Consider the following 23,308-nt stretch of genomic DNA (forward strand, 5'->3'; position numbering starts at 1 on the left):
AACGGTAGATGGGCGGCAGGTGCCTGTGGTAGCGCTCCGGCGGTGCGCGCAGCTGCGGGGGCCGGTGTCGTCGCTGGGGCCGCAGAAGGGGTGCGGTCGGCGTCACGCTGCGGGCAGCGCCTCGCGCACCGCGCCGTACACCGACCGGGCCAGCCGGCCGCCCCATACGCTGCGCGGTCCGGCGAACGCGTGCAACTCGTCTCCGGATTGCGGCGAGCGAGCAGCGACACACACCGCGTCGGTGGGCGTGCCCGAGCAGTCGTAGCCCGCGTCGAGCAACGCCTGGACCTTGGCTTCGGTGGCGGTGGCGACCGCATTGACCAGGGCCGCGTCGGTCAACGCCGCCGGCACACGGACCATGATGTTGATCGTTCCCGGCGCTTGCAGGACAGGGACGGCCTCTACCTGCGCGGCAGCCCAGCCGCGGACCGATATCCCTGCCGTCACCAGCGTCTCCACGCCGTTGTCGCCGGCCAGCGCATACGCCTGCACGTTGGCTGCCGTCATCAGACCCACGCCATTGCCCTGCGCACCGAACCCACGAGCCACCTCGACCAGGTGGTCACCGGGATCAACGCGCCGGTACCCATGGGCGACCTGGGCGTTGAGAACCCAGGCGCGTTCGCCGATCCCGCCGCCCAAGACGGCGCTGCTGATCATCCGCCAGCCAGGCCCCGCATGCCACAGCAGAGCGTGGAGCACCTGGCCGTCCTCGACGCGACTCTCCTGCCGTACCGACAGGCGACCCGGGGCATGCGCTATCGGGATGGCGCTCGACACGACCTGCTGCTCCTTCCATAGTGCTGACCGGCTGATCGTATCCGCGCGTTGCACCGCCAGGATCGGACGCATGCCAGTGGTCGGGGTGCAGTCAAGCCACGGGGCGCAGAGGCTTCGTGCCGGTGCGGCACGCAAGGCGCCGGGCAGCGGCGGGAAGCCCTGCGCCACCGCCGACCTTCCGACGCCGCGGCCTCACCCCCTGCCCGGCGTTTCCACGGCACGGGGACGGTACCGGCGCTCCGGGCGGGGTGCTGGCGCAGCGGCATCGGCCCCGGCGGCCCTCCCGGCCCGTGTCCGCGCGCTCTCCCCGGGAAACCGGCCAGCGGCAGACCGCGACCAATCCGATCGTCCGAGCGCTCCGAACCACTGCAGAGGGCCCTTCGCGTCGGCGAGCACCGGCCCGCCGCGCGCAGAAAGGACCGGGCGGTCATGGGCGGGAAGCCGGGGAAAGCAGCGCCGGTCGGGGCGGCACCACGACACGAGGGGCCGCGCTGTCGCGTCCTCGCCCGCATCGGCACTGGCCCGGGCTGCCGGTGACGGCCCGCGACCGTCCCCTCCCACCGGACGGGCGAGGACACCACCGCCCGCACCCCACAACCCAGGGAATCACCTCATGACGTCTTCCATCGCGCAGCGGCTGTGCGCGCTCCTCGCCCGCGTTCTGCCCGGACCGCTGCCCGTCCGCGTGCGGGCCTGGGACGGCAGCGAAGCGGGGCCACCCGCAGCGCCCGTCGTCATCGTGCGCTCGCCGCAGGCTCTGCGCCGACTGCTGTGGCAACCCGGTGAGCTGGGCCTGGCCGAGGCCTACATCGCCGGTGACCTCGACGTCGAGGGCGACGTCGGCACGGCCCTGGGCGCTATCTGGCAGCACGTGCGCGACCGCGGACCCGCAGCGCCGTGGCACAGCCCCCGCCAACTGGCGGAACTGGCAGCCGGCGCCGTGCGGCTCGGCGTCGTGGGCCCGCGGCCCCCGGCTCCCCACACCCCGCGGGCCCGCCTGCGCGGGGCCCTGCACAGCTCAGCACGCGACCGGGCCGCCATCAGCCACCACTACGACCTGTCCAACGACTTCTACGCCCTGCTGCTGGACGAGTCGATGGCGTACTCCTGCGCCTACTGGACCCGGCCCGACGATCCCTCCTACCACCTGGCCGACGCCCAACGGGACAAGGTCGATCTGGTCTGCCGCAAACTGGGCCTCGAACCGGGCATGCGGCTGCTGGACGTCGGCTGCGGATGGGGCGCCCTGAGCCTGCATGCGGCCCGCGCGTACCAGGCACAGGTCACGGCGGTGACGCTGTCGTCGGAGCAGCGTGACTTCGTCACCGCGCGCGTCGCCGAGCTGGGTCTGGCCGACCGGGTGGAGGTACAGCTGCGGCACTACCGCGATATCGAGGGCGGCGGGTACGACGCCGTGAGCGCCATCGAGATGGGCGAGCATGTCGGGGACGTCGAGTACCCGGCGTTCGCCCGCCAGCTCCGCAGCCTCCTCCAGCCGCGCGGCCGCCTGCTGGTGCAGCAGATGTCGCGCGGCGCCCACGCGCCGGGGGGCGGGGCGTTCATCGAAACGTACATCGCCCCCGACATGCACATGCGGCCGGTCGGCCAGACCGTCGACCTCCTGGAATCGGCGGGATTCGAAGTCCGGTCGGTGGAGGCACTGCGGGAGCACTATGCGCGCACCATCGACGCCTGGCGGCAGACGCTGGAAGAGCACTGGGACGCCTTCGTCACCCTGGTCGGGCAGCCCACCGCGCGCGTGTGGCGGCTCTACCTGGTCGGTGGCGCGGCGGCGTTCGCGGAACGGCGCATGGGCGTCGACCAGATCCTCGCTGTACGGCCCACCCGAGAGGGCGACACCGCCATGCCCCCGACGCCGCGCGGCTGGTACGAGCCGGAGCAACCGCGCTGAGCGTGCGCACCGATACCCACCGAGGAAGCCGTCGGATGTCCCGGCGCGCTCAACCGGGGCGGACCACCGCGTGATCGCCCGGCTCCGGCGTGCCTACGCCGGGCTGCTCGCGCGGGGCATCCGACCGCCGAGGGGCGCCGGCGGCGTGCCGATGCGTGCGCAGGAGGGTCGAAGTCCACCCGCACCGGCCAGTCGGGCCACGCGGTCTCCGGTGCCGGGATCGGCTGGGTCGACGACCCCGGACCGGAGATCGCGTGGCCTGCTGAGCGGCACACGCCGCCGCTCAGCTCACGGGCGCCACGGGCGCCACGCGCTACGCGCGCTGGGGCCAGACAGGGCCCTGCTCGGTCCAGACGACACCCTTGTTGCGGCAGAGGCAGAAGGGGTGGCCGACGGGGTCGGTGTAGACGCGGAAACCGTAGCCGTTGGGGCCGACGCAGTCCCGCTCAAGGGTCGCGCCGAGGGCCAGGACGCGGCGCTGTTCGGCCTCGATGTCGTCGACTTCGAAGTCGAGGTGGAACTGCTTGGGGTGCTCGCTGTCGGGCCACTGCGGGGCGCGGTAGTCCTCCACCGGCTGGAAGGCCAGTTCGATCCCGCCGAGCTGGATACCAGCCCAGTCCTCGGTACTGTCCTCCTTGACCGGGAGCCCCACCACCTCGGAGTAGAAGGCGGCGAGCTTCATCGCGTCCGGGCAGTCGATGATGAAGTCGGTGAGTCGTAGCATCCCGCGATCCTGCCACATGATTAATTGAGTCGGCCGGCGAAACCGGCCCCAGCGGCGGACGCGGACCGTGTCCTCCCGGCGGAGCCGTCGCGCAACCACAGCCTGGAGCGAGCCCGGCCCGATCGGCCCTTACTGACGCGGTGTCTCGGCGGGTGGATACTTGACAGGTGAACCTGTTCGCACCAACGCTCACCGACCTGCGGGCGCGACTCGGCAGCACCCTGTTCAGCCGGGTCGCCGGCCCCGAGGGTGCGACGAACCGCGCCCGCATCCACGACACGCCAGGCCCGCGCTGGTTCGGCCCCGAACGCCCCATCCGCGTGGTCCACGGCGACGCGTCCATGTTCATCGGCGGGCTGCGGGCCCTGCTGCTCCAGTCCTTGCACCCGCTGGCCATGGCCGCTGTCGCGGCGCACTCCGGGTATCGCGGCGATCCCTGGGGCCGGCTCCAGCGCACCAGCACGTTCCTCGCCGTGACGACCTACGGCCCGGCGCAGGACGCCCAGGAAGCGGTCGCCCGGGTGCGGGCGGTGCACGAGCGCGTACGCGGCAGCACCGCGGCGGGAGAGCCGTACCGCGCCGCGGATCCACACCTGCTGGGATGGGTGCACGTCGCCGAGGTGGACAGCTTCCTGCGCGCCCACCAGCGCTACGGAGCCCACCCGCTCGACGACGCGGGCTGTGACGGCTACGTCGCCGACACCGCCGAGGTGGCCACCGCGCTCGGCGTCGTGGACCCGCCGCGCGACCGGGCCGAACTCGCCGAGCGCCTGGCCCGCTACCGCAAGGAACTGCGCGCCACTCGGGAGGCACGCGAAGCGGCGCGCTTCATCCTGCTCAACCCGCCGCTGCCACTGCTGGCGCGGCCGCCCTACGCCGTCCTCGCCGCGAACGCCGTGGCCACGCTCCCGCTGTGGGCCCGGCTGCCGCTCGCACTGCCGTACGTACCGGGCGTCGAGGAGACCGGGGTCCGGTTGTCGGGACATGCCCTGACCAAGGTGATCCGCTGGGCGATGACGCCGCCCGACGTCGATCCGGTCCCGTAGGCCCGATCCAGCAGGCGTAGCGCGCGGACGACGTCCCGCGGGGGCCGGGCGGAGATCCTGGCCGGCATGCCGGCAGACGCCCGGAGCGCCGGCGGCACGGCGGGAGCGCCGCTTTGCCGCGACCTGATGTTCCAGCCAACTCATGGCTTGGTTGCACTGTGTTGACATGTTATTAACGCAGCGTTGCTATGCTCGCGGAAACCGTCTCCCGGACATCCCTCCGCTATCCGCCGGACGTTGAGACCTCCTGGCCGATCGGACCGCCGAGCACACCGCCGCCCGTCGCCTCGCGTCCCGGCACCCAGCCGGACCGCGGTACGCCGGAACGGGCGGAAGGCGTCTCCCTGCCGCCGCGCTCGGCCGGAGCCGCCGAGCATCCCCGCGACCGACCTCACCCCCCCCGCGCTGACCGACAGTCCTCGCGACTCGCCCGCACGTCGTCACACCGACGCCCCCAGGGGCTTCAAGGAGGCACCCCCATGAACCCGTCACCCTGCCCGAGCCGCCGCGACCAACGGACCCTCCAGCCGCCGCAGCAGGCCTGCCCCCCGGCACCCGCACCCTCACCACGGACCCGACGCGGCGTCGTGCACCGCCCATCGGTCGCCGACGCGGCCAGGGCCCACCGGCCGGCGATACCGGGCGCCGCCCCCTCTCGCGACAGCGCAACCGTCGCAGCTCACCAGCCCTCCCCGGCGATCGACACCGCCCGCCCGCAGTGAGCGCGCGTTTACCCGGCCGCCTGCCGCGGACCGGCCCGCGCCGCCCCACCCACTCCGGGCCCCTCGCCCTGCGGGCGGACGTCACCGCTTCCCTCGTGGTCTTCCTCGTCGCCCTCCCGCTGTGTGTGGGGGTGGCGGTCGCGTCCGGCGTACCGGCCGAACTCGGCCTGGTCACCGGCATCGTCGGCGGCCTGGTCACCGGCCTGCTGCCCGGCAGCAGCCTGCAGGTGTCGGGGCCGGCGGCCGGACTGACGGTGCTGGTCTACGAAGCGGTGCAGGCCTACGGCCTGCCCGCCCTGGGCGCGCTGGTCCTGGCCGCAGGCCTCCTGCAGGTGCTCATGGGCGCGCTGCGGCTCGGCCGCTGGTTCCGCGCCATCTCGGTCGCGGTCGTGGAAGGCATGCTCGCCGGCATCGGGCTGGTCCTGATCGCAGGCCAGCTCTACTCCCTGGCCGACAGCAAAGCTCCCGCCAGCGGACTGGGAAAGATCGCCGGGCTGCCCGCCCTGCTGTTCGACACTGCCCGCTCCACCACCTCCCTGACCGCGTTCGCCGTCGGCACGGGCACCATCGCGGTGCTGCTCGTGTGGAAGCGACTGCCCGCCAAGGCGCAACTGCTGCCCGCACCCCTGGCCGCCGTCGGCCTCGCGACCCTCGCCTCGGCGCTGTTCGCCCTGCCGGTGGCCAAAGTCGAGGTGAAAGGGCTGCTGGGAGTGGTGCAGGAGCCCGACCTCGGGCATGTCGCCCGCATCGCCGAAGTCGGCACCATCGGGACCGTGCTGGCCTTCGCCCTCATCGCCTCGGCGGAGAGCTTGTTCAGCGCGGCAGCGGTGGATCGGCTCCACGACGGCCCGCGCACCCAGTACGACAAGGAACTGATGGCGCAGGGCGCGGGCAACGCCGTCTGCGGCCTGATCGGGGCGCTGCCGATGACCGCGGTCATCGTCCGCAGCGCCGCCAACGTCCAGGCCGGGGCCCGCAGCAAGGCCTCCCGGGTGCTGCACGGCCTGTGGCTCCTGCTGTTCGCCGCGCTGCTGCCCGCCACGCTCGGCGTCATCCCCCTGGCCGCGCTCGCCGGCGTGCTGGTGCACGCCGGCGGCAAGCTGATCCCCGTCAAGCGGCTGGCCGTGCTGTGGCGGGAGCACCGCGGCGAAGCCCTGATCCTGGTGGTCACGGCCGTGGCGATCGTGGCGGTGAACATGTTCGAGGGCGTCCTGATCGGGCTGGGGCTCGCCGTGGTCAAGACCGCCTGGGAGGCCTCCCATGTGCACGTGGAAGTGGTCGACGCGGGCACCGGTCCGATCCAGGCGCACCTGAAGGGCAGCGCGACCTTCCTTCGCCTGCCGAAGATCCTCGACGTGCTGGAGGCCCTGCCGCAGAACCGCCCCATCGAACTCAGCCTGTCCGGCCTGCACTACGCCGACCACGCCTGCCGCACCTCCCTCAAGAACTGGGCCGCCCGCCACAGCGCCGAAGGCACCGTGCCGGTCCGCGTCACCCCCGCCGCCTGACCCGGCGACGGCACAACGGTCAGCGGGTCCGCCGAATCCGTTCGGCGGACCCGGCCGAGGAATGCCGGCGCCGTTCTACCGCCGGCCTCGGCAGCGGCCCCGGGAACGGGGGCCACGATCGCCCACCCCCCCACCGGAGCGCATTCGCCCGGGACCGGATCCGGGTGCAGGTGAAGCCGGCGTCTCACTCCTCGTGGTCGTGATCTGCGCGACCCCGGCATCGCCGACCATCTGCACCGCAATCGCACCACGCCTCGCTCCAGGACCCTGACCTTCGGTCACAACGGTGCATGGCTGCTGTCAGTAGCGGCGGCTAGGTTGAAGTCACTGAAGATCGGCCGCACCGGCCGGTCCCTGGGGAGGGGTGTGCCATGGCGGCTGCGCAGGCGGACGAGACGACGTATTTGGAGCTGTCGCAGGACGACGGCGGGGCGCACAAGTTCTACGAGGTGACCGTCGCCGACGCGACGGTCTCTGTGCGCTACGGGCGGATCGGCGCCGACGGGCAGCTCCAGGTCTCGACGTTCCCCACGGCGCAGAAGGCGAAGGCCGCGGCGGCGAAGAAGATAGGCGAGAAGGTACGCAAGGGATACGCGCCGGCGGTGCCGGGGCAGCGCGCCGCGCGTGCGGTGACGCGCCGCCAGGTGACCTCGGCGCCCTCCACCGCGCGGGCGACGGCGCCGGTGCTGTGGCGGTTCCGTACGGGCGCTTCGGCCTTCGGGATCCACATCGACGAGGACCGCTGCTGGGTGGGGAACCAGCGCGGCGATGTGTACACCCTGGGCCACGACGGCGAGGTGCTGGCCCGGTTCTCGCTGCCGGACGGCGTCAAGTGCCTGGTGGCGGACGACTTCTGGATCTACGCGGGGTGTGACGACGGCAAGGTGTACGACCTGTCGTCGAAGGTGCCCTTCGCCGCCTACGAGATCGCTGACGACGTGGACATCTTCTGGCTGGACATCCACGAGGGCGTGCTGAACGTCGCCGACCGCAACGGCGGGCTGACCGTCATCGACCACGAGGACGAGTTCCAGTGGTCGCGCAAGTCAGCCGGTTCCAACGCCTGGATGGTGCGAGCGGACGACCGGGCGGTCTTCCACGGACACACCCACGGGGTGACGGCCTACGCGGCCGACGGCAGCGGTGAGTTGTGGCACACCCGCACCACGGGCAACGTGCTCTTCGGGTGGCAGGAGGACACCGCGGTCTACGCGGGCACCGGGCGGCGCGTGGTGGAACGGCTGTCGAAAGCAACGGGCCGCATCGAGGCGACGTACACCTGTGACACCGCCGTGTACTCCTGCGCCACCTCCTCCGGCGGCCAGTACGTCTTCGCGGGCGATTCCGCCTCCTCGGTCTACTGCTTCGACGCGGACGGCACCCGGCTGTGGAAGCTGGGCACGGGCGGGGGCTCGGCGCTGTCGATGCAGTACCGGGACGAGAAGCTCTACATCGTGACCACGGACGGCTCGCTGGCCTGCATCGACGCCAGCGCGGCGGCGATCGCCGCGGCGCAGACCGGCACCGTGCCGGTGGCCCGGGACGTCAAGGAAGCCGCCGCACTGCCGACGTACACCCCGGCGGCGACCCTGGCGACGGTGAGCGCGGTGCCCGCACCGGGGGACGGAATCCTCGTCGAATGCGTGCAGGTGGGCGGGCGACTGCGGGTCCACGTCCTCTCGGACGGCTTCGAGCCGACGTGGCACGTGCAGTTCCCGCGCTCGATCCGGCAGGTCGGCGCCCGCTACGTGGTCGACGCCCTGCACACCTCATCCGGCGGCTTCTACCGGGTACGCGGCGAGATCAAGCGACTGGTGTAGCTCCGGACGCGGCCTACGGCGGCCACTGGACCGCACCCGCCGGAGGGCGCCGAGGAGCAAGACCTGCCTCCCCGGACCGGGTGGTGCCGTGCCCGCGGGTGCGGCGCCGCCCGGTCCGGGGCCCGTCCTCACGCGGTGCGTTACGGGTGGAACCGCCACCGGCCTTCGGAAAGGACATCCACCTCGCCGTCCCTGACGCGCAGGGCCGTGTCGTCGTCGATGAAGTAGAGCGGGAAGTCCGCCCGCGCGGCGATGCGATCAGCCCAGGCGTCGACCCGCTCGGGGAAATCCGGCGAGTACAGGTGGGGCTTGAGATACCAGTCGAACAGGCCGAACGGTGGTTGCACGGTCGTCGCGCCGAGCACGTGGAGATCCGCGGTGTCCCCGATGACCTCGGCGGAGTGTTCGGTGAGATGACGGCTGAAGATCATGGATCCGGCACTGACCCCCACGTAGACCCGGCTCTCCAGCGCCTCGAGAAAGCCGTCGACCAGGCCGTTGTCGGTGATGCTGCGCGCGAGGTGATAGTGGTTGCCACCCCCGACGTAGATGACGTCGGCGCGGAGGAGCCGGTCGAGCACCATCTGCCGGGGCAGGCCGTTCAGCTCCAGGATGTCGAACTCACGCCAGCCCAATCGGTGCAGGCGGTTGATGTCCGCGACGACCCACCCGTGGTCGCCGGGTTCGGCGACGGATGCCGTGGGAATGTAGACGATGTTCGCCGACTCGAACGGCTTGCCCAACATCTCCCGCAACGCGTCCCGCAGCGTGTCGTTGCGCAGGCCACTGGCCGTCAACAGATAGTTCATCGGGTGATCCAAGCATGGCTGCCGGGTGCCCGCAACGAACCCACGATCTCCCCACACAGGCAGGGCAGGGCCTGCGCCTGCACCGTGCGAGGGCAGCCGACGGCGGCGCGCAGAGGCGCCCGACGCCGCCCCGTGCACGCCGACAACGCTCGCGACGCACCCAGCGTCGACCGCCCGCCGCCGGCCTCTGGGCAGGAGGACGGGAGCACGTCCCCCGCGCGCCTCGCGCAGCGCAGAGTGCCCATCGGCACCGGCGCCCGCGGTGTCCTCAGAGCAGGGGCTTCTCCACCGCGGGCGTGGTGAGCTCAGCTCGCGTGATACCGGCCGCGAGGAGCTCCTCGATGACGATTTCGAGGACGGTGCGGGCCATGAGGGGGAAGACGCCACCCTTGCAGTCCAACCAGATCAGGGGAGAGCCCTCATCCACGCTGACACCGTTCGGCGTGTACCAGGGCCCAGGGGGGCCGGTGAGTCCGCAGGGGATATCCGGCTGCATGCTGCCGTCGTTGGCGACACGGTAGAGGCGCGGTTCGGCCGCATGCAGGGCGCCGATCGCGCGGGCCGGATCCGCGCACTGCACAGCGATTCGCCAGTCCTGGTGATCAGCGATCCAGCGGTCGGTGTCGTATTCCATGCTGCGGATCGGCAACGTCAGGTGGTCCACGACGATGCCGTCGGGGTCGCTGAGGGACGCCGCTCCTTCTGCCATCCAGCGTGCGGCCCGGCCATCAGCTTCCTGGGCGTAGGCCTCGGCCGCGTGCCACACCGTCGTGCGGTCGCCGTCTCGCGCGATCGTGAACGGGATCTCCGCGTGCCGCCGTTCATCGACGCCCGCCGTCGCAACAATCCGGCATCCGAGCTCCAGTGCGGCCTGCGGATCGTTGCCGAGCGCTGTCATCCACTGCTCTCTGTCCACTCGTCCTGTCTACCAAAGCCCTCGGACATGACAGCCGCCAGCGCAGCCACCGGCCCCGCCAGCGCACACTGCGGGCACCGACAGCCCGCCTCCCGGTGCCGTGTACCGCACTCACCCGCCAGGCGCCTCCCGGACGGCCGGACCGGCGCACTTGCCCGCCCTGCCCGGCCGTCCGGTGGTGCGAGCCCCGGGACGGTGGGGTCAAGGCCGGGACCGGCTCCCGGCCGTCACGCTGACGGGGTGGCGGACGACCGCGTCGAAGAGGTAGCCCTGGGTGTTGGGGGTGGTCCGCACGGGCTGTGTGCGGCCGGTGGTGTCCGTGGCGCGAGCCAGTAGGGCGGTGGGGCCGGGCGTGTCGGGGTGCCAGTCGGCGGACCAGCGGGACCACGCCGCCGCGCGGGGACGATCGTGCAGCCGGGCGCGCTGCCAGGTGACTCCGTCGTCGGTACTGACCTCGACGCGCCGGATGCCCCCGTTGCCGGACCAGGACCGGCCGGTCAACCGATGCCGGGTGCCTGCGGCGAACGTCGCGCCGGGGGCGGTCTCGAAGGCGCTCTTGAGGGTTTGCCGGGTCAGCGGGGCGCTGCCGCCCGCGGGGTAGGCGGAACCGAACAGTTTGTAGAAGTCGGTGTTCCACGGTGAGTACAGCGCCTGGTCCGCGACCTCGATGTCGCCGACCCATTTGATGTTGGAGATACCGACCCAGGACGGCACGATCACGCGCACGGGGTAGCCGTGGTCGTACGGCAGCGGCTCGCCGTTCATCTCGAAGGCGAGGATCACGTCGTCGACGGCCTTGGCCACCGGCAGCGGGCGCCGCACCCGGCCGAGGTTCACCCCGCCGGACACGTAGTCGTCGTCCAGGCCGCGCGGCTGGACGTCCACGGCGTTCCGGCTCAGCCCGGCACGGTGCAGGACATGGGAGAGCGGGACACCGCGCCAGCGGGCGGTCCCGATGGCGCCGAGGGTCCAGGCGGTTCCGGCGACGGTGTCGCCCTGCTGGGAGGTGAAGTAGCTGCGGCCGTTGCCCGCGCACTCGACGAACGCGTTGATCGTCACGGACGGCATGCGACGCAGATCGTGGTAGTCGAACTCCACCGGCCGGGTGGCATCCGGTGCGCCACGCAGGCCGCTGCCCCAGAGCTTGAGGGTCCAGGTGTCCCGGTCCAGCACGGGCGTCGAGGTGTGGTTGCGGACGAAGAACCGGTCCACCGGGGTATGGAAGCCCGTCCCTCGCAGCCCCGCCCAGTTCGTCTCGGCGTTGGTGCCGCGGATCGTGAACAGCTCCGGCGGGAGCGGTTTGACGATTCCGGGGCCCGGCGCGGCGGCGGGGGTGGCGGCCGCTGCTGGTCCCGGCAGGGTGGCCAACGTGGTGACCACGCCGGCGGCAGCCGCCAGCCGCAGGAGGTCACGGCGGGACACACCGTCCGCTCGCGCCTCACCGGCCAGCCACTGGGCCAACCGGTGCCGGTCATAGGTCGATTCGTCGCTACGCATGGGGACATGCCTCTCGGGGGAAGAGGGTGGACAGAAGGGTGGTTCGCCTCCAGCGCTGTCGATGGGCGCGGACGTGAGCGCACACGCGTGGCGTACGCCGACGGTGCCCGCGGCCGGGCGGAGGAGGGGTGGAGCCGAAGCGAAGGTCAGCAACAACAGCCGCGCGGCACAAGGCGGCACACGGCTGAGATACGGCTGTCGGCGATCACGGACCCGATGTTACGGCCGGCCCGGCGGGCCCGTCCGGCGTATCCGAAAACCGCGACCGGGGTGGATCGGCGGAGCACCGTCACAGCTCCGCCCAGCGTGGGGTCGGCGATCCACTCTGCGGTGCCGAAGCGCTGCCGTTGGTCGGCGACGCAATTGTGCCGCCTGGTGGCAGTGGTGGGACGCTGCGCTCCTGCCGGCTCGGCTGAGCGCTGCGGCGGCGACGGCACGAGAGCTCTCCACCTGCGGGGTATCCGGCTGCATAGGATCCCCGTATGGGGAACCATGACTACCTCTTGCACGGGCCGCGGGTGGCCATACGCCACGTCTGTCGTCAGGACTACCGTGAGCTCACCGCGCTTGCCCAAGACAGCGCGGAGATGCTGCGCCGCTGGCTGGGCGCCCGCGAGAGCGGCGCTGAGGCGTTCGAGAGCTACCTCCAGCGATTCGAGCAGCCCACCCACGAGGGATTCGTCATCTGCCTGCGCACGACGGGCGCGATCGTGGGCGGCGTCAACATCAACAACATCATCCGGGGCACCCTCCAGACCGGCACCATCGGCTATACGGCCTACGCCTCCACAACCGGCCACGGCTACCTGACCGAAGGACTGAAACTCGCCCTGCAGCATGCCTTCGACGCGTTGAACCTGCACCGACTGGAGGCGAACATCCAGCCGGACAACACCCGGTCGCTGAACCTCATCCAACGCCTGGGCTTCCAGCGTGAGGGCTACTCAACCGCCTTCCAGTTCATCGATGGCGCGTGGCGGGACCACGAACGGTGGGCCATCACCGCTGAGATGTGGGCGCCGCACCGCGACCTCGGAGCGCCGTCCCCGGAGCCCTCCCGCGGGTGATGTCGGTGGCGGCCCATACGGTCGGCACATGACGGATCAGTGGTGGGTGGACCTGCGTCAACGGGTCGAGGCGGCGGGTGCGGTGCCGGCGGGCCGCGCGGTGTTCGGGGCCCTGGGACACGAGTGGCTCGTGGAGGATCCGCTGACCGCTCAGGAGGTGGAGGAGCTCGAAGCCCAGATCGGTGTGCGGCTGCCGGAGGAGTACCGGGCCTTCCTGGTCCACGTCGGCGCGGGAGGCGCCGGACCGGCCTACGGCCTGTTCCCCGTCCGCCGGGTGCACGGCCGCTGGTATTGGGACGGCGACGGCGCGGAGCCGGCCGACCTCTCCCGGCTTGCCGAACCGTTTCCCGACCGGGGTCCGGACCCCGAGCTGCTCGATGACCTCCTGTCCCAACGCCCTGAGGAAGAGGATCTCGACGACCTGGAGGACTACGACGACGCCATGGAGGCGTGGGACGCGCGCTGGGAGGCGGTCATGTTCGCCCCGGAGCGCACCGTCGGCGCCATCGCCATCTCCCACCTGGGCTGCGCCCAAAGGGAGTGGCTGGTCATCAGCGGCCGCCACCGCGGCACGATCTGGTCCGATCGCCGCGCGGACGACATCGACCTCCTGCCGCTCCTCGAGCACGACACCCCGGTGACGTTCGCCCGCTGGTACACCGCCTGGCTGAGCGATGCGGAGCGTGCCGCGGCGTCGGCACCGTAGTCCGTGGCGGTGACGGGCGGAGCATTGGTGGTGGCAGGCCCGGTGCAGCGGGCGCCGCAGCGGGGGTCTGGTCGGGCGCCGGCCCGCCTGCTCCCTGCGCTGGAAGCCCGGCGGGTAGTCGCGGATGCCGCGCTCCTGCGAGCGCGGCCCCGGTGCGGCCCGTCGGGCCGGTGCGCGTCCCGTGCGTCCGTCGACGGAAGGAGCGCGCTGCTCAGGCGGCGCCGGCTGTCGCGGCCTGTGCGACGTCGGCCGCTGTGGGGGCGGAGGGGCGCGGGGTGCGGAGGAGCGGGATGGTCGCGCAGGCGGCGAGCAGGGACGCTGCCGCGACCGCGTACCAGCCGTGCTGGAACGCGGCGACCGCCTGTTCGCGGGTGGGGGTGCCGAGGATGCCGATGAGGATCGCGACGCCGAGGACCGCGCCGATCTGGCGGCCCATGGTGGTGATGGCCGAGCCGGTGGCGAAGCGGGCCGGTGGCAGGGCGGCTACCGATGCCCCGGTCAGGACCGGGATCGTCATGCCGACGCCGAGGCCGGTCAGCATCATGCCGGGCAGGAGGGAGGCGGCGTAGGCCGAGTCGGTGTCGAGTGTGGCTGCCCACCACAGGATGCCGACCGCGAACAGGACCGTTCCCGCCAGCGCGATGCGGCCCGCACCGAAGCGGGCGACGGCGGGCCCGATCCGCAACGCCACCGGCGGCACCAGCAACGGGCCGGGCGCGATGGCGAAGCCGGTGCGCAGCGCGGAGTAGCCCCACACGCCCTGGCACCACAGCACGGCGCCGAGGAGCATGCCGGCGAACGCGATGGCGAACAGGGTCAGGGCGGCCGCGGCGGAGGCGAACGCGGGAACGCGCAGCAGTGGGAGTTCGACGATGGGCACGGGGTGGCGGGCCGAGCGCAGGACGAACCAGGCGCCGAGCACGACCGCGGCGCCCAGACCGCCGAGGGTGCCGGCGCTGGTCCACCCCCAGTCGGGCGCTTTGACCAGGCCGAGGGCGAGCGTGGCGATCGACGCGGTCAGCAGAGCGGCCCCGAACAGGTCGGGCAGCGGACTGTTGGCTGTCCGAGCCCGTGCGGGCGAGGGCAGTACCTTGACGCCGAGCGCGAATGCCGCGATCCCCACGGGCACGTTGACGAGGAACACCCAGCGCCATCCGGCCTCGACCAGCAGCCCGCCGGCGACCGGACCGAGTCCGGCGGCGATGCCGCCGATCGAGGCCCAGGCCCGCACCGCCCCGGGGCGCTTGGCGGGCGCGGTTGTGTCGAGCAGCAGCGCCAGTGAGGTCGGTATCAGCAGCGCGGCGCCGGCGGCTTGCACGAGGCGTGCGGCGACCAGCGTGGCGACGTTGGGCGCCAGTGCGCACCCGACCGAGGCGAGGGTGAAGACCGCCAGTCCGGTCAGGAAGACCGGCTTGTGTCCGGAGCGGTCGGCGACGCGGCCGGCGACGACGAGGAGCGCGGCGAAGACGATCGCGTAGCCGTTGAGGACCCAGGACAGGGCGCCGAGGTCGCTGTCGCCGAACGAGTCACCGATGGCCGGGAGAGCCACGTTGACGATGAACAGATCGAGGTTCGACATGAAGACGGCGGCTGCGACGGTCGCGAAGACGGCACGGGACGCCTGTGGTGGGTTTGAATGTCCAACTGTCATGGACCGGAGGCTAGCCGCATGGGTTTGAAAACACAACGGACTAGAGGGAGGATGGGAACGTGACCCCGAACGCGAAGCAGGACGAGCACGCGGTACCGCACCCCGACGTGCCCGGTCGGCCGTGCTCCGTGGCCGCCGCGCTGCAACTGATCGGCGAACGCTGGGCCCTGCTGGCCATCCGCGAGATCTTCTACGGCAATCGGCGCTTCGACCAGATCGTCCGCAACACCGGCGCCCCCCGCGACCGCCTCGCCGCCCGCCTGCGCGCCCTGCAAGAAGTCGGCGTCGTCGAGCGCCGCGCCTACAGCCAGCGCCCCGTGCGCTTCGAATACCACCTCACGGAGGCCGGCCGCGATCTCGCACCGGTGATGCGCGCCCTGCTGGCCTGGGGCGATCGCTGGGCGGTGGACGCCCCGCCGGTCGCTTTCCGGCACCACGGCGCACCCGGCTCCGAGCACGAGGAGGAACACGACCTCGATCCGACGTCGACCTGCCGGACCTGCGGTGAGGAACTCGGATCGGGAGGCGTCACGATCGACGTGCGGGCGCCGGGATGGGACCGGACCGGCCCGACCGACGACGCCTGACCGCAGCAACGACCAGCGCCGAAGGGCGCACCGCGAGGGGGCAGGGCAGGCAGCGCCGCTCCCACCAGGGCCCCCGCCCGCAGGAGCAACGTCGGACAGGCCGAGGGTCCGCCGGCCTGCTCGGCGGAGCCTCGGCCCGTATGTGATTATCCCAGGGCGGTCCAGAAGGTGCAGTGGTGGCGTTGTTCCGCTGTGTGCGTGGGGGTGATGTGGTCCGGGGCCAGGGTCAGGACCGCGGGGTGCGGCCAGGGCGGCGAGGACGGGCTGTTGGGGTTGGCCGTGCGGGCGAAACGGGCCCAGTAGTCGATCATGGTGTTGGCCAGGCGGTGCTGCGCCGCGGTCAGGTCGCGGGGGCGGCCGCCCAGGTCGAACAGGTAGGGCAGTTCGCTGGCGTGCGGGGCGCCGAGCGGGAACGGCGGCGTGCCCGAAGTCAGCGGCGGGGCGTGCTCGTCGGCGAACTCGTAGCGCCAGACGGGCACTCGGGCGGCCAGCAGGCCGGCGGTGCGCGCTGTTGGGCAGGCGAAGTTGGCGTCGCCGAGGACAGCGCCGAACACCGGGCCGCCCCCTCCGGTGTGTCGCACCGGGTACTCGCGGACGATCGCTTGTGCCTGTCCGGGGGAGGGGAAGAAGGTGGCGGCGACGTCGGGCCAAGTGGCGGCAGTGACCGGGAAGCCGGCCTGGACGATGCCGGCGGCCCAGCCGTTGCCCTCGTCCTGGGTGTTGCCCAGGAGCACGGGGACGCGGTGGAAGCGGCCGCCCGCAATCGCCGCCGCCGGGTCGCGGGGCAGCAGCTCCGTGCCGTACGCGGGCTGCTGATCCGTGCCCTGGGCGGCCAGGAGCGGGGCGACGTCCCCGCGGCGCAGGCAGGCCATCACGTCGTGGGCCGCGCCGCAGCCGACCTTCGCGGCCAGGTCCGCGCCCGCGGCGCGCGCCACGGACAGGGGTGTGGAGGACGGGGCGAAGGGCCGGTCGGGGCGGCCGGTGCACGAGCCGCTTTCGATGATCGCCCGGTCGAAGAGGGAGGCGGCGTCGGGGGAGGTGAGCTGGGCGCAGACGCTGTAGCCGCCCGCCGATTCGCCCGCCAGGGTCACGTTGTGCGCGTCGCCGCCGAAGGCGCCGATCTCGGCGCGGACCCAGCGCAGCGCCGCCTGCTGGTCGGCCAGACCGAAGGTGCCGGAGCCGGGGAGCCCGCTGAGGGCGAGGAAGCCCAGCGCCCCGAGGCGGTAGTTGACGGTGACGACCACGACGTCGCCGCGGGTGGCCATGCGGTGGGCGTCATAGGAGCTGCCCGCGCCGGTGGTGAAGCCGCCGCCGTGCAGCCATACGATCACCGGCCGGGGGCGAGCGGGTGCCGCGCTGTCGGGGGTGGTGACGTTCAGGTGCAGGCAGTCCTCCTCGATGCTGCCGCCGGGTACCTCGCCGGCCGGCTGCGGGCAGGCGCTCGCGGGCCGGGCCGCATCCCGGGTCCCGGTCCAGGAGGCGACGTGTCGCGGCGGCTGCCAGCGCAACGGGCCCACCGGGGGCGCCGCGTAGGGGATGCCCTCGAAGGTGCGGTAGCCGCCGTGGGTGGCGCCGCGCAGCGCACCGTCGTGGAGGTGGACCACCGTGGGGGCGGTCCGGTCGGGTGGAGGCGGTGGCGCGGCGGTCCAGGCCGTCGCCAGGACGGCCGCCAGGGCGCAGCCCACAAAGGTCAGGACGCGGTGGGTGTGCATGGTTGTCCCCGTTCGGTCAGCTGCCGCCCATGCCGCCGTGCGCGGCGATCATGGTGGTCGGCAGGGTGCGTACCGCTTTCTCCAGGCCCGGCGCGACGGTGGCCAGCTGCCCCGTGCACGCGTCGATCCGGGCCCGGAAGGTCGTGAGGTCCCGCCGGGAGACCACCGACCGCAGACCGCCCGCCGCGGCCAGCGCCAGCAGCGCGGCGTCGGCGACGGGCAGCGCGCCCACGGGTCCCCGGCCGTGCAGCGCCGCGGAGACGCGGGCCCGCAGAGCGGTGAGGACGGCAGGGTCGTTCACGGTCACCCGCCGGGTGCCGAGGCGGGTGCGGGGGGACATGACGGTGAGCACTCCCGCCGCGGTGAGCTGATCCTCCACCTGGGACAGGGACTGCTTGCGGTGGCGGCGGGCCAGGCGCTTCCAGCCGTGCCCGGCGCCGGCATCGCGCAGCACGCCGTCCAGGACCAGGTCACCGGTCGGTGCGGACCCGGAGACCATGACGCTCCCGCCGCGGCCCTCCTGCAGGCGGCCGCGCACCGCCAGGTCGATCAGGGCGGCGGTGCGGACCAGCAGCTCGGTGCGGGACCGGTCGTAGGGGCCGTGCGCCGCGGGATCGTGGGCGAGCAGATACATGAGGCAGGCCAGGTCGTCGTTCACCCCTCGACGCTAGGGCCGGGGCCCGGGGCGGCGGATCGGCCACGAGGACGGGACGGGTCTGGGAACGCAGGAGGAGCGCGGGGCGCTCTCCTCCTCCAGGAGGAGGTGACGTGGTCAGGGGCGGCGCGGCTGCACCAGGCCGTGGTCGTAGGCCGCGACGACGGCCTGGACCCGATCGCGGAGACCCAGTTTGCGCAGCACGGCGGTGACGTGGTTCTTGACCGTCGCCTCCGACAGCCGCAGCCGTGCGGCGATCTCCGCGTTCGACAGTGCCTGACCGATCAAGGTGAGGACCTCCCGCTCGCGGCCGGACAACTCCCGCAGCGACGGTGGCGGCGCCGCGTCGGGCGTGGTGCGCAGGAACCGGTCGAGGACGCGGCCGAGCACGGCCGGCGCCAGCAGTGCGTCGCCGCGCGCGGTCAGACGGATCGCGTCGACGAGTTCCGCCGGGCGCATGTCCTTGAGCAGGAAGCCGCTCGCCCCGGCCCGCAGCGCGGCGACCACATGTGCGTCCGCGTCCCACGTGGTCAGCACGAGCACGCGGGCGCTGCTGCCCGACGCCGCGATCTGCCGAGTGGCCGCGATGCCGTCCAGGACCGGCATCCGCACGTCCACCAGCACCACGTCGGGCGCCAGCGCGGCCGTCAGCCGCACCGCCTCCCGGCCGTCGGAGGCCTCACCGACCACCTGAAGATCCTCCCGGGCGTCGATGATCATGCGGAATCCGGTACGGACCAGCTCCTGATCGTCGGCCAGCACCACGCGCACCGTCATCCCGCCCCCTCCACCGGCAGCTGCGCCGCCACTTCGAACCCGCCGTCGGGCAGCGGACCGGCGCGCAGGCTGCCGCCCACCAGCCGGGCGCGCTCCCGCATCCCCACCAGCCCGCGTCCCGGCCGGGCCGCGCCGGCCCGGCGTGGTGCCGTCCGCCCGTTGTCGACCACCGTGACGTGCACCTGCTGCCCGTCGACGGTTACGCGCAGGCGCACCGTGTCGGCGCCGACCGCGTGCCGCAGGGTGTTGGTGAGGGCCTCCTGGACGATTCGGTACGCCGCCAGGTCCACGGTGGCCGGCAGCTCGCCGGTGGCGCCCTCCCGCTGCACTTGCACGGTCAACCCGGTCGCCCGGACGGTCGCGACCAGCTCCTCCAGGCGCGCCAATGAGGGACCCGGCCCGCGCGGGTCCCCGGCCCCGTCGCTGTCATCGCTGTCCTCGGTCGCCTCGGGCCCGAACGCCCGCAGCAGCAGGCGCAACTCGCCCAGCGCGGAGCGGGCGCCCGTCTCGATGTCCCGCAGCGCCTGGCGCGCCTGATCGGGCCGCTGGGCGAACACGTCGTCAGCGGCGCCCGCCTGAATGACCACCACCGACAAGGTGTGCGCCACGACGTCGTGCACCTCGCGCGCGATCCGCGCCCGCTCCTCCGCCACCGCCCGGCGCGTCTCGGCCCGCGCCCGCGCCTGCTGCGCCCGGCGCCACTGCCCCAACGTCCAGGCCAGCACCACCGTCAGCAGGTAGACCGCCAGCGCCGGCAGGCCCCCCGCCGCGCGGGCCAGCAGCGCCGGCAGGCCCATCGCCGCCAGCGCCGCCACCGACACCCGCCGCGGCCGGACGGCCGACACCACGCACAACGAAACCTGCGCGGCGAGCAACGCTCCCGTCAACGTCACGGCCGGCAGCAGACTCCACACCGCGAGCCCCGTCACCGCGTTCACCGCCAGAACGGCCACCGGGGCCCGCACCTGCCACCGCAGGGCGGCGACCTGCACCCCAACCAAGGCCAGTGCCACGGGCAGCCGCCAGTGGTGCCCGGCGCCGGCAACCAGCACCGCGGTGCCCAGCACCGCGAGAACCACACTCGCCGACCCCCACCACAACGCCCGGGCGGCCCGCGGCGCCACCTCTTCCCCCGCGGGCAGGTCGGCCGACGGTCTGCTGCAGTGCTTCACGCCCCAACCCTAGCCAGGCACGCGGGCCTGACCGTGCAACAGGCCCTTGCCGCGTGCGGGCCGTCGCGGGCGACGGCTGGGGCCAGGTAGGCGCCGCCGGCTGCCGAGCCGTCAGTTCACGCGATACCTCCTCAACGGCTACCGCACCGGGCTCTGTCGGCGTTGGACCTATGGCCAGCGGAATCGCGACGACCGGCGCGAGGGGGTCATATTCGGCCCAAGCGGGTGATCTCGGCCAAGTCGTGAGAGTGGGGGCAACCGTCCGGCGTGAGTATCCGTCATACAGGGTGTACATCCCAAAGGGACTGAAAGGGAACATAATGTACTCATCTGCTATGCGCCGTGTGGCTACCGCTGGTGTGATCGCCGCTCTCGCCGGAACGGGCATCCTCGCGGGAGTTGGGTCCGCCGCTGCGGCCGCGCCCGCCGCGACCAGCACTGTTGCCCGCTCCCACCAGGACGTCGCCAAGGCGGCGGAACCGCGCGGCAAGATCGTTGCGAACGGGGGGCTGTGGGTGCGCCAGGAGGCGACCACCACGTCCAAGCGGCTGAACCTGCTGCCGCAGGGTGCGGTCGTGGCCCTGCAGTGCAAGAAGGTCGGCCAGACCGTCGACGGCAACAAGCTCTGGTACCGGCTCGGCGCCGGCAAGCCCGGCTGGGTGGCGGCGCGGTACGTGCAGAACCTCTCCGCGGTGCCGTACTGCAAGTGATCCCTGGCCGTCCCTGAGCCGACCCCATCGCTGACTCCGCCCTGCACCCCTCGGACTGCCGAGGGGTGCAGGGCGGAGGGGTGCGGTGCCCGCCCCCGGCGCGGGCGACCGGCCGCACCCGGCCGACGACCTCCTGGCCGTCACCGAAGGCGCGGCTCGCACACCGCGGCGCCCTGCAGCAGTTCGGTCCTTCAGAGCCGGGTCACGGTGACGGCACCGGGTGGGGGATCTGGGGTGGGGACCGCCACGGGGGGTCGTCGCGCCAAGCGCTCCAGGCGTCGTCCGCGGCCAGGACGATGCGCAGGGCGTCTTCAGTGGTGAGAACCTGCCGGCCGACGGTCTCCCGCAGGATGATCACCGCTGCCGTCAAACCGTCCCGACCGCCCCGGGCGAGGGGTGCGAGGGAGGCGGCTTGGTCGGCGGGCGGTGTGGCCCGGGTGGACTCCACCAGCGGCTGCAGCCAGCACACCCACTGCGTGTAGGGATCGTGCTGCTCGGCCGCGGCGAGCAGCGGTGCCAGCGCGCGGTGGAGCCGGTCGGTGAAATGCTCGGCGGTCTCCTGCACCCACGGGTGTTCGGTGGTGAAGTGCTCCCACTCACCCCCCACCTCCAGGGTCTCGAACCACCACTGTCCCGGCGGCCGCAGCCCCTCAAAGCCGCCGAGAACGAAGGCATCGCGCAGCACCTCGTAGGACAGGCCGGTGTGCTCGGCCAGCAGGACCGCGTCGTACAGATCCTTGCCCTGCGGGTACGCGTCGCTGATCAGCCACAGCAGCTTCCACGCCAGGGACAGATCGGTGGAGGCTGCCAGCAGGCGGCACCCGGGGCCGTCCCCCAACGGGCGCAGGTCGGTGAGCTCGGCCGGGACAGGCAGCGGCTCGTTGAAGACCAGGTCGAGTTGGATGCTGCCGCCCGCGGTTCCCGCAGCCGTCCAAGGCAGCAGCATGCGGCGGCCGGGCACCCGGTCGTACGTCCAGATCTCCTCAGTGACCATGCCGGCGGCGTCGATCCGCACCGGGCCTCCGGCACAAGCTGCGGCGGCGTCCTGCGCCAGGCCCGCGAACAGTCCCGCACTCTCGGGCCCGTCCATCACCCAATCCTGTGGCACCACAACGAAATCGAGGTCGCCGGGGTCGCGAGCCACTTCGGGGAACCATGTCGCCATCAGCACGCTGCCCCGCAGCACCAGATGCGACGCCCAGGGGCCGGCCGCGATCGCGGCGAGCACCCCATCCAGCGCGGTCCGCCGCGCCCGGTGCCAGGCACGGGCCTTGGCGGCGCGCCGGAACCGGGGCTCCCCGGCCCGGTACGCGCGCGCAAACTGCTTCAGAGCGGGATCGAAGATCGCCGGCTGCTCGGCGCCGTGCGGGGCCGGCAGCAAGGTCCGGGGCAGATCCGCCTGCAGCCGGGTTGCCTCATCGAGTTCCGCGTGCGGGATATCGGCGGTACCCCACCCCAGCCGTGCCCAGGTCTGCGCGGGGTCGTCGGACGAGGACTTCATGACGGGGACTCCTGTCCTATCCATCCGTCGTCCAGGCCGAGGTGGGTGTCGCGGACGACGAACTCCCGCTCGACTTCCAGGACGGGGAACGTGGTGGCGTGCAGGGTGCGAAGCAGGGCGGACAGGCGCGCTGCGGCGGTGGTACGTCCCACGCCGTGACACCGTTGGGTGACAAACCGTTCGACCTGGCCGTCGCCCCGGACGCGACGGGCATTCCACGACACATGGGCGGTGTGCGGCAGCACGAGCTCCTCCAACAGCGCCCGGTCCTGGCCCGCCGGCAACAGCAGTTTGACGTGGTGCTCGAAGTACCGGGCGGGATCCTGCGCAGCGGCCGTCACGTCATCGGGAGGCACGCCCTCGGCCCAGGGCGCCGCCTCCGTCTTGAGGCGGGCCACCGAAAAGCCGTCCGCCGTCAGATCGTCAGTGACCCGCTCCGCCGCGCGCCCGTGCGCGTCCGCCGACCCCGCGCCGACCAGGTTCACCATGCACTGCGACCGGGTCCGCCCGCGCGCCAGCACGATGTGGACGAAGCCCAACTCCCTCGCGGCCGCCCACGAAGCCAGCCGATCGGCTTGGGTATCGGGGCACACCACCGTCAGGTGCGTCTCGAGAACGCCGACGACATCGGGAACGGGGGCCGGGAGTGGGGCCGGGGAGGGTCGCAGACCGTGCATGCCCACAGCGTGTCAGCTCCGCGCGCCCACCAGAAATCAATTGATGGGCAGCGCACGCCTGCGCGGCACTGGTGACACCGCACTCCGGGGATGGTCGCTCACGGTGGCCAACGAGTCGGTAGGCAGCGACGCGCGAGTGGGTGCGGCCCCCGCCCCAGTACCCGCTGTTCGGCCAGCCGAAGAGCTGATGTCCGTCACCACCTCGCCCCGCCCCGACGCCTCCTTGGGCCCGCATGCGCGACCAGGGAGCTCCTCGAGGGGTCCACCGGAATCACGGGGAAGCGGACGCACGCCCCGTGTTCCGGGGGACGCGAGCCGCCGGCGGCGACGCCCGCGCATGACATCGCGCGGGCGTCGCC

General features: G+C 72.8%; 20 protein-coding genes. 8 read left to right on the forward strand and 12 right to left on the reverse strand.

Annotated elements, in window-relative coordinates:
• Positions 1–102: 102 nt before the first annotated feature.
• On the reverse strand, positions 103–780 hold the full coding sequence (locus ABZ721_RS36770) for an adenosylcobinamide amidohydrolase (RefSeq protein ID WP_358793169.1): 678 nt from the start codon (positions 778–780) through the stop codon (positions 103–105).
• Positions 781–1,393: 613 nt separating this feature from the next.
• Here ABZ721_RS36770 and ABZ721_RS36775 point away from each other — a divergent pair.
• The gene (locus tag ABZ721_RS36775; RefSeq protein WP_358793151.1) at positions 1,394–2,692 is read left to right on the forward strand and encodes a cyclopropane-fatty-acyl-phospholipid synthase family protein; all 1,299 of its coding nucleotides are present in this window, start codon (positions 1,394–1,396) and stop codon (positions 2,690–2,692) included.
• Positions 2,693–3,005: 313 nt separating this feature from the next.
• Here ABZ721_RS36775 and ABZ721_RS36780 read toward each other — a convergent pair whose 3' ends face one another.
• Positions 3,006–3,416, reverse strand: a complete 411-nt coding sequence (locus ABZ721_RS36780) for a VOC family protein (RefSeq protein WP_358793152.1) — start codon at positions 3,414–3,416, stop codon at positions 3,006–3,008.
• Positions 3,417–3,583: 167 nt separating this feature from the next.
• On the opposite strand from ABZ721_RS36780, the gene ABZ721_RS36785 reads away from it, so the two are divergent.
• The 3 genes from ABZ721_RS36785 to ABZ721_RS36795 all read left to right on the forward strand — a co-directional run bounded on the left by ABZ721_RS36785 (position 3,584) and on the right by ABZ721_RS36795 (position 8,512).
• Positions 3,584–4,462: an oxygenase MpaB family protein gene (locus ABZ721_RS36785; protein ID WP_358793153.1), complete on the forward strand. Its 879-nt coding sequence runs from the start codon at positions 3,584–3,586 to the stop codon at positions 4,460–4,462.
• Between the two features lie 790 nt (positions 4,463–5,252).
• Positions 5,253–6,692 carry a SulP family inorganic anion transporter gene (locus ABZ721_RS36790; protein WP_358793170.1) on the forward strand — a complete coding sequence of 480 codons (1,440 nt, stop codon included), beginning with the start codon at positions 5,253–5,255 and terminating at the stop codon, positions 6,690–6,692.
• 371 nt (positions 6,693–7,063) lie between these two features.
• Positions 7,064–8,512, forward strand: a complete 1,449-nt coding sequence (locus tag ABZ721_RS36795; protein WP_358793154.1) for a WGR domain-containing protein — start codon at positions 7,064–7,066, stop codon at positions 8,510–8,512.
• 140 nt (positions 8,513–8,652) lie between these two features.
• Here the strand turns inward: ABZ721_RS36795 and ABZ721_RS36800 are convergent, their stop codons facing one another.
• From ABZ721_RS36800 to ABZ721_RS36810, 3 genes are all read right to left on the reverse strand, one after another.
• Positions 8,653–9,321, reverse strand: coding sequence for a Type 1 glutamine amidotransferase-like domain-containing protein (locus tag ABZ721_RS36800; protein ID WP_358793171.1), 669 nt, complete (start codon positions 9,319–9,321; stop codon positions 8,653–8,655).
• 268 nt (positions 9,322–9,589) lie between these two features.
• On the reverse strand, positions 9,590–10,237 hold the full coding sequence (locus ABZ721_RS36805) for a hypothetical protein (protein ID WP_358793155.1): 648 nt from the start codon (positions 10,235–10,237) through the stop codon (positions 9,590–9,592).
• Between the two features lie 201 nt (positions 10,238–10,438).
• A complete protein-coding gene (locus ABZ721_RS36810) occupies positions 10,439–11,734 on the reverse strand; it encodes a sulfite oxidase (RefSeq protein WP_358793156.1) in 1,296 nt (431 codons plus the stop codon).
• Between the two features lie 482 nt (positions 11,735–12,216).
• Here ABZ721_RS36810 and ABZ721_RS36815 point away from each other — a divergent pair, with 482 nt between their 5' ends.
• A complete protein-coding gene (locus ABZ721_RS36815; protein ID WP_358793157.1) occupies positions 12,217–12,801 on the forward strand; it encodes a GNAT family protein in 585 nt (194 codons plus the stop codon).
• 28 nt (positions 12,802–12,829) lie between these two features.
• Entirely contained in the window at positions 12,830–13,507 is a 678-nt protein-coding gene (locus ABZ721_RS36820; protein ID WP_358793158.1) for an SMI1/KNR4 family protein, read from the forward strand.
• Positions 13,508–13,718: 211 nt separating this feature from the next.
• On the opposite strand, the gene ABZ721_RS36825 is transcribed toward ABZ721_RS36820, so the two are convergent.
• The gene (locus ABZ721_RS36825; RefSeq protein ID WP_358793159.1) at positions 13,719–15,158 is read right to left on the reverse strand and encodes an MFS transporter; all 1,440 of its coding nucleotides are present in this window, start codon (positions 15,156–15,158) and stop codon (positions 13,719–13,721) included.
• A gap of 59 nt (positions 15,159–15,217) precedes the next feature.
• Between ABZ721_RS36825 and ABZ721_RS36830 the strand changes: the two genes are divergently transcribed.
• Positions 15,218–15,745, forward strand: a complete 528-nt coding sequence (locus ABZ721_RS36830; RefSeq protein ID WP_358793160.1) for a helix-turn-helix domain-containing protein — start codon at positions 15,218–15,220, stop codon at positions 15,743–15,745.
• Positions 15,746–15,891: 146 nt separating this feature from the next.
• Here the strand turns inward: ABZ721_RS36830 and ABZ721_RS36835 are convergent, their stop codons facing one another.
• From ABZ721_RS36835 to ABZ721_RS36850, 4 genes are all read right to left on the reverse strand, one after another.
• Entirely contained in the window at positions 15,892–17,457 is a 1,566-nt protein-coding gene (locus ABZ721_RS36835; RefSeq protein WP_358793161.1) for a carboxylesterase family protein, read from the reverse strand.
• Between the two features lie 16 nt (positions 17,458–17,473).
• Positions 17,474–18,115 carry a GPP34 family phosphoprotein gene (locus ABZ721_RS36840; protein ID WP_358793162.1) on the reverse strand — a complete coding sequence of 214 codons (642 nt, stop codon included), beginning with the start codon at positions 18,113–18,115 and terminating at the stop codon, positions 17,474–17,476.
• A 114-nt stretch (positions 18,116–18,229) separates the two neighbouring features.
• The gene (locus tag ABZ721_RS36845; RefSeq protein ID WP_358793163.1) at positions 18,230–18,889 is read right to left on the reverse strand and encodes a response regulator transcription factor; all 660 of its coding nucleotides are present in this window, start codon (positions 18,887–18,889) and stop codon (positions 18,230–18,232) included.
• Complete coding sequence (locus ABZ721_RS36850; protein ID WP_358793164.1) at positions 18,886–20,061, reverse strand: histidine kinase; 1,176 nt, start codon at positions 20,059–20,061, stop codon at positions 18,886–18,888. The genes ABZ721_RS36845 and ABZ721_RS36850 overlap by 4 nt, the downstream gene beginning before the upstream one ends.
• A gap of 344 nt (positions 20,062–20,405) precedes the next feature.
• Here ABZ721_RS36850 and ABZ721_RS36855 point away from each other — a divergent pair, with 344 nt between their 5' ends.
• Positions 20,406–20,771 (forward strand): SH3 domain-containing protein, encoded by a 366-nt coding sequence (locus ABZ721_RS36855; RefSeq protein WP_358793165.1) that lies wholly within the window; start codon positions 20,406–20,408, stop codon positions 20,769–20,771.
• Positions 20,772–20,973: 202 nt separating this feature from the next.
• Here the strand turns inward: ABZ721_RS36855 and ABZ721_RS36860 are convergent, their stop codons facing one another.
• Together ABZ721_RS36860 and ABZ721_RS36865 are read right to left on the reverse strand one after the other, a co-directional pair.
• Positions 20,974–22,272, reverse strand: a complete 1,299-nt coding sequence (locus tag ABZ721_RS36860; protein ID WP_358793166.1) for a nucleotidyl transferase AbiEii/AbiGii toxin family protein — start codon at positions 22,270–22,272, stop codon at positions 20,974–20,976.
• Positions 22,269–22,949: a hypothetical protein gene (locus tag ABZ721_RS36865; RefSeq protein ID WP_358793167.1), complete on the reverse strand. Its 681-nt coding sequence runs from the start codon at positions 22,947–22,949 to the stop codon at positions 22,269–22,271. Before ABZ721_RS36865 ends, ABZ721_RS36860 begins: the two co-directional genes overlap by 4 nt.
• Positions 22,950–23,308 lie beyond the last annotated feature (359 nt).

Source organism: Streptomyces sp. NPDC006733 (genome assembly GCF_040636125.1).
GTDB lineage: Bacteria > Actinomycetota > Actinomycetes > Streptomycetales > Streptomycetaceae > Actinacidiphila.